Here is a 6,696-nt window from a genome sequence, read left to right on the forward strand (position 1 = left end):
GTACCGCCATGCACCACTCACATGACCCGGCCTTCCTGCGGGGTATGACGCAGAGCCGCTCGATCACCCGCCGTGACGCCTTCCGCCTGGCCGGGCTGTCCGCGGCGGGCGTGGCCCTCGCCGGCTGCGGCGTCCAGGGCAAGAAGGTGGAGGCGCCCAAGGTGGACGCCGTCGCCGGCTTCTGGGCCTCCCAGAAGAAGAACGACCTCCTGCGCTTCGCCAACTGGCCCCTCTACATCGACAAGGACGGCAAGAGGTATCCCTCCCTGGAGATGTTCACCGCCGACACCGGCATCAAGGTGACCTACCAGGAGGCCATCCAGGACAACACCACGTTCTTCGGCAAGATCCAGCCGCTGCTCGCCGCCGACAACGACATCGGCTACGACCTGATGGTCCTGACGAACGGCCTCCAGCTCAGCAAGGCCATCGCCCTGGGCTACCTGGTCCCGCTGGACCACTCCAAGCTGCCGAACTTCGCGGCCAACGCGGCCCAGAAGGTCAAGAACCCGACCTGGGACCCGAACAACACCCACACGATCCCGTGGACCGTCGGCCTGACCGGCATCGCCTACAACCCCAAGTACGTGGACGAGGTCACGAGCATCCAGGACCTCTGGAACCCCAAGTACAAGGGCAAGGTCGGCATGATGCTCGACACCCAGGAGGTGGCCAACTTCGGCCTGTTCTCCCTGGGCATCGACCCCGACAAGTCGACCGAGGCCGACTGGCGGAAGGCCGGGGAGAAGCTCAAGGAGCAGCGCGACGCGGGGCTCGTGCGCAAGTACTACGAGAACGACTACGTCGACGCCCTCGTCCGGGGCGACGTGTGGATCACCATGGCCTGGTCGGGCGACATCTTCCAGCAGGTCGCCGAGGGCAAGGACCTCAAGTTCGTGGTGCCCGAGGAGGGCGGCACGATCTGGACCGACAACATGTGCATCCCCAAGACCGCCCAGAACCCGCTGGACGCCCTGATGCTGATGGACTACGTCTACCAGCCCAAGATCGCCACGATGCTGGTCGAGTACATCAACTACATCACCCCGGTGCCCGCCACCAAGGACCTGATCCTCGCCGACGCCGCCAAGGCCAAGGGCGACGACAAGGCCTCGCTGGAGCAGATCGCCAAGAGCCCGCTGATCTTCCCCTCCGAGACCGACATGGCCAAGCTGCGGTCCTACAAGACGCTGACCACGGCCGAGGAGAAGGTCTTCGAGTCCATCTTCCAACCCGTCACCCAGGGCTGACCGGAGATGAAACGCCTCGCCCCCTACCTGCTCATCCTGCCGGGCGGACTCTGGCTGGCGATCTTCCTGGTGGTGCCGATGGTCTTCATGGCCTCGGTCTCCACCCAGGAGGGCGACGTGGTGAACGGATTCGTCCAGACGTTCAACTTCTCGGTGTACGGCGACGCCCTGGTCCAGTACCGGACGCAGTTCCTGCGGTCGGCCGGCTACGGCCTGGTCGCGACGGTCGTCTCCATCGCGCTGGCCTACCCGATGGCGTACTGGATCGCCTTCAAGGGCGGCCCCCGCAAGTCCACCTACCTGCTGCTGGTGCTGCTGCCGTTCTTCGTCTCGTTCGTGCTGCGCACGGTGTCGTGGAAGTTCCTGCTGGCCGACGACGGCATGCTGCTGTCCCCGCTGAAGTCGATCGGCCTGGTGCCCGGTGACTTCCACGTGCTGCAGACGACGGCGGCGGTGATCGGCGGCCTGGTCTACAACTACCTGCCGTTCATGATCCTGCCGATCTACGTGGCCCTGGAGCGGGTGGACCCCCGGGTGGTCGAGGCCGCCCAGGACCTGTACGCGGCCAGGCGCGAGGCGTTCACCAAGGTCGTGCTGCCGCTCTCGCTGCCGGGCGTGTTCGCCGGGGTGCTGATGACGTTCGTCCCGATGACGGCGGACTACGTCAACGCCGGCATCCTCGGCGGCCCGGAGAACACGATGATCGGCAACATCATCCAGACCGAGTATCTCGTCAACAACGACTACCCGACCGCCGCCGCGCTGTCGTTCACGCTGATGGCGGCGATGCTGGTCGGCATCTTCGCCTACGCCAAGGCGCTCGGCACCGAGAACGTGCTGGAGGCGGCGGCCCGATGAGCACGGTGACAACACAGCGGGCGACCGAGCCCGCCAAGCGGGTGCGGGGCAGGTCCCGGCTCGGTGACCGGCTGCTCAAGGGCTACGTCTGGCTGATCCTCGCCTGGCTGTTCCTGCCGATCGTGGTCATGGTCGTCTTCGGCTTCAACGACACCCAGAGCAAGTCGAACGTCACCTGGCAGGGCTTCACCCTCAAGTGGTGGGGCCGGCTGGGCGACTACCCCGACCTGACCGAGGCGGTGCTCAACTCCATCCAGATCGCGGTGCTCGCCACGGTGATCACGACACTGCTCGGCACGCTCATGGGCCTGGCCCTGGGCCGCTACCGGTTCCGCGGCCAGGGCGCGACCAACCTGGTGATGTTCGCCGCGATCGCCTCGCCGGAGCTGGTCATGGGCGCCTCGCTGCTGTCGCTGTTCATCAGCAGCGGCGTGCAGACCGGGTTCGCGACCGTGGTGATCGCGCACGTGCTGTTCTCGCTGTCCTTCGTCGCCATCACCGTGCGGGCCCGGGTGATCGGGCTGGACCCCTCGATCGAGGAGGCGGCCCGGGACCTGGGCGCGTCCACGTGGGTGACGTTCTGGCGGGTGACGTTCCCGATGATCCTGCCCGGCGTCGTCGCGGGCGCGCTGCTGGCCTTCGCGCTCTCCATCGACGACTTCGTGATCACCCAGTTCACCAGCGGCTCCACCCAGACCTTCCCGCTGTGGATCTGGGGCGCCACCCGTATCGGGGTGCCGCCGCAGGTCAACATCCTGGGAACGCTTATATTCGCGGTAGGTGTCGCGATCGCCGTGTTCAACACGGTGCTCTCGCGCCGCCGCACCTAGCTGCCGTCAAGCCCCGTGCCATCACCGGGTGGCGCGGGGCTTCGGTGTATCCAGATCCTCGGCAGAGAACAGGGAGGCGAGATCGGATTCAGGCGGGGGGAACCCGCGTGTGGTCCTCATGACCACGCGATACACACACAAAAATAATTTGACTCACCGTAGGGAAGTGAGATTTGTGGATCCGCTGAAGGCTCTTGCTGATGCGGAGCGCAAGCCGTACTGGCTCGACAGTCCGGCGAAACCCGAGCCGCGACCGCGGCTCTTCGGAAACACGACCGCCGATCTGGCGGTGGTCGGTGGAGGCTTCTCGGGGCTGTGGACCGCCCTGATGGCCAAGGAACGAGACCCGTCGCTCGACGTGGTCCTGCTTGAGGGACGCAGGATCGGCTGGGCGGCGTCCGGCCGCAACGGCGGCTTCGCGATGGCGACGCTCACCCACGGGATCGCCAACGGGCTGGAGCGCTGGCCCGAGGAGATCTCCACCCTCGAACGGCTGGGTGCCGAGAACCTCGACGGGATCGGCGAGACCGTCGCCCGCTACGACATCGACTGCGGCTACGAACGGACCGGCGAGCTGAACGTGGCCACCGAGCCCTGGCAGCTTGAGGAGATGCGCGAGAGCATCCAGATCGCCCACGAGCTGGGCATCCGCTTCGACGCCCTCGACGCGGACCAGATCCGGGCGGAGGTGAACTCTCCCACCTACATCGGCGGCTTCTGGGAGCGCGACGGCTGCGCCATGGTCGATCCCGCCCGACTGGCCTGGGGGCTCCGGCAGGCCTGCCTCTCCCTGGGCGTGCGCATCTACGAGCGCACGCCGGTCAGGAACATGAAGGACATCGGGACGGGCATGGAGCTGCTCACCCCGCAGGGCACCGTCAAGGCGGCCAAGGTCGCCCTCGGCACCGGCGTGTTCCAGCCGCTGCTGCGGCGGCTGAAGCACTTCCTGGTGCCGGTCTACGACTACGCGCTGATGACCGAGCCGCTCTCCGCCGACCAGCTCGCCTCCGTCGGCTGGCACAACCGGCAGGGCGTCGGAGACTCGGCCAACCAGTTCCACTACTACCGGCTGACCGCCGACAACCGCATTCTCTGGGGCGGCTACGACGCGGTCTACTACAACGGCGGCAAGATCAAGCCGGAGTACGAACAGCGCGACGAGACCTTCGTCAAGCTGGCCGAACACTTCTCCACGACGTTCCCGCAGCTCTCCGAGCTCCGCTTCACCCACAGGTGGGGCGGCGTCATCGACACCTGCAGCCGGTTCAGCGCCTTCTACGGCCAGTCGCACGGCGGGCGCCTCGCCTACGCCGTCGGCTACACCGGCATGGGCGTCGGCGCGACCCGCTTCGGGGCGAACGTCATGCTCGACCTGCTCAACGGCGAGCGGACCGAGCGGACCGAGCTGCGGATGGTCAAGGAGAAGCCGCTCCCCTTCCCGCCCGAGCCGGTCCGCTCGGCCGGGATCCAGATGACCCGCTGGTCGATCGCCCAGGCCGACCTCCACCAGGGCCGCCGCAACCTCTGGCTGCGCACCCTGGACCGGATGGGCCTCGGGTTCGACTCGTAGGCGGTGCCCGCGGGTGGTCCCGGTCCTCACCGGGACCACCCGCGGTGCGTGGCGGCGCGCGGCGTAGGCGGTGATCCGGCCGTACGCCTCCCGGCAGACGGCCTCGAATCCGGCCGTCGCTCCGCTCGCTTCCGGGGCGGGAGCCGTACAGACTGGGGGCGTGATCGAGAGAGTCGAGTTCGACGTCGACGGGGTCAGGCTCGTCGGCGACCTTCGGGTGCCGGCCACGGCGGGACCGCATCCGGCGCTGGTCCTCACCGGGCCGTTCACCGGCACGCGGGACCAGGTCGCCGGGCTGTACGCGGCCAGGCTCGCCGGGGCGGGATATGTGACGCTGGCCTTCGACCATCGCAACTGGGGCGAGTCGGGCGGGACGCCGCGCTGCCATGAGGACGCGCAGGGCAAGCTGCACGACCTGCGGGCCGCGGTCTCGCTGCTCCGCTCGCGGCCCGAGGTCGACGGCGGCAGGATCGGCGCGGTCGGCATCTGCCTGGGCGCCGGCTACGCGCTCAGGTTCGCCGCGTTCGACCCCCGGGTGAAGGTCTTCGCGGGCATCGCCGGGGCCTACAACAACCCCTACGGCATGCGGGCCGGCATGTCGCCCGGTGGCTACCAGGACGCGCTGGCCTCCTTCACCGAGGTGCTGGAGCGCCAGGACCGGGGCGGCGAGGTCGCGTATCTGCCCGCCGTGGCCGCCGAGGGGGAGGCCGCGATGCCGGGCGACGAGCCGTTCGCCTACTACGGCACCGAGCGCGGCGGCTCGGCGCACTGGCGCAACGAGGTCACCAGGGCCTCCATCCGCGAGCTGATCACCGTGGACAACATGACCGGAGCCGACTTCCTGTCTCCCAAACCGGGCCTGATCGTGCACGGCGTGGTGGACCGCTTCTGCTCCCCGGAGGGCGCGGAGGAGGCGTACAAGCGGATGGACGGCCCCAAGAAGATCGTCTGGCTGGACGCCCGGCTGCACATCGACCTCTACGACACCGAGCCCCACGTCACCCAGGCCGTCGAGGCCACGGCGGCGTTCCTGGGCGAGCACCTGTGACGATGTACGTTCTCGGACTGGACGTCGGCGGCACCTCCTCGCGCGCGCTCCTGCTCGACGCCTCGGGGCGGCGGATCGGGTACGGCAGGGCCCCCGGCGGCAACCCGGCGGCCCACGGCACCGGCACCGCCGCCGCCAACATCCGGCGGGCGCTGGAGCCCGCCCTCCTCGGGGTGGATCCGGCGGAGGTGGCGGGGGCGTTCGTCGGGATGGCCGGGGTCAGGGCACTCGACCGGGCCGTCTTCGACCGGATGTGGGCCTCCGCCGGCTTGCGCTGCGTCCCCGCCGTGACGGGCGATCTCGGCATCGCCTTCGCCGCCGGTACGGCGGAGCCGCGCGGCACCGTGCTCATCGCGGGGACCGGGGCCATCGCCGCCCGCATCGAGGACGGCGAGCCGGTGGCGGTCTCCGACGGGCTCGGCTGGCTGCTCGGGGACCAGGGATCGGGTTTCTGGCTGGGGCGGGAGGCGGCCCGCGCGGCCGTCCGGGCTCTGAGCCGGGGTGAGAGCGACGGCCTGCTGACGCGCCTGGTCGCCGAGGGGATCCGCGACGGCGGCGACAACCGTGACGGCCAGGACGGTCGTGCCGGCCAGGACGGCCGGGACGTCCGCGTCGGCCAGGACGGTCGGGACGGCCATGACGCCCGCGACGCCCGCGACGGCCGGGATGTCCGCGTCGGTCAGGACGGTCAGGACGGTCAGGACGGCCATGACGCCCGCGACGGCCGTGCGGGCGGGTGGCCGCCCGTGGACGGCAGGGCGGAGGCCATCCGGCTCGTGGTCCACGCCCAGGGGCACTCCCCGCTGGAGCTGGCGAGGCTGGCGCCGCTGGTGAGCCGGGCCGCCGCCGCGGGCGACCCCGACGCGCTGAAGATCGTGGCGACGGCGGCCGGACTGCTCTGCGCGACGGTGGCCGAGGTGCGCCAGGAGGGGGAGGACACCCCCATCGTGCTGGCCGGGAGCGTGCTGACCAGCGAGGGGCCGGTGTGCTCCGCCGTACGGGACGGGCTCGGCGCGCCGACGGCCCTGGCCGGTGACGGGGCCGCGGCGGCGGCCYGGCTGGCGGCGAAGGAGGCGTTCGGCCTGGACCGGGAGGCGGCGGCGCGGCTCCACCGGCGGATCCTGCGGGAGGCGTGAGGCG

6 protein-coding genes are annotated in these 6,696 nt (G+C 69.9%); all 6 read left to right on the forward strand.

The window, feature by feature from the left end; translation table 11 throughout:
- The first annotated feature begins 8 nt into the window (after positions 1–8).
- The 6 genes from CA984_RS25290 to CA984_RS25315 all read left to right on the forward strand — a co-directional run bounded on the left by CA984_RS25290 (position 9) and on the right by CA984_RS25315 (position 6,692).
- Complete coding sequence (locus CA984_RS25290) at positions 9–1,250, forward strand: ABC transporter substrate-binding protein (RefSeq protein WP_207621026.1); 1,242 nt, start codon at positions 9–11, stop codon at positions 1,248–1,250.
- Between the two features lie 6 nt (positions 1,251–1,256).
- Complete coding sequence (locus CA984_RS25295; RefSeq protein ID WP_086576041.1) at positions 1,257–2,108, forward strand: ABC transporter permease; 852 nt, start codon at positions 1,257–1,259, stop codon at positions 2,106–2,108.
- Positions 2,105–2,938: an ABC transporter permease gene (locus tag CA984_RS25300; protein WP_086576042.1), complete on the forward strand. Its 834-nt coding sequence runs from the start codon at positions 2,105–2,107 to the stop codon at positions 2,936–2,938. Before CA984_RS25295 ends, CA984_RS25300 begins: the two co-directional genes overlap by 4 nt.
- 175 nt (positions 2,939–3,113) lie before the next feature.
- The gene (locus CA984_RS25305; protein WP_086576043.1) at positions 3,114–4,508 is read left to right on the forward strand and encodes an NAD(P)/FAD-dependent oxidoreductase; all 1,395 of its coding nucleotides are present in this window, start codon (positions 3,114–3,116) and stop codon (positions 4,506–4,508) included.
- 70 nt (positions 4,509–4,578) lie between these two features.
- Positions 4,579–5,556: an alpha/beta hydrolase gene (locus CA984_RS25310; RefSeq protein ID WP_278249064.1), complete on the forward strand. Its 978-nt coding sequence runs from the start codon at positions 4,579–4,581 to the stop codon at positions 5,554–5,556.
- A gap of 2 nt (positions 5,557–5,558) precedes the next feature.
- A complete protein-coding gene (locus CA984_RS25315) occupies positions 5,559–6,692 on the forward strand; it encodes an N-acetylglucosamine kinase (protein ID WP_086576045.1) in 1,134 nt (377 codons plus the stop codon).
- Positions 6,693–6,696: the final 4 nt, after the last annotated feature.

Source organism: Streptosporangium minutum (assembly GCF_002149035.1).
GTDB lineage: Bacteria > Actinomycetota > Actinomycetes > Streptosporangiales > Streptosporangiaceae > Streptosporangium > Streptosporangium minutum.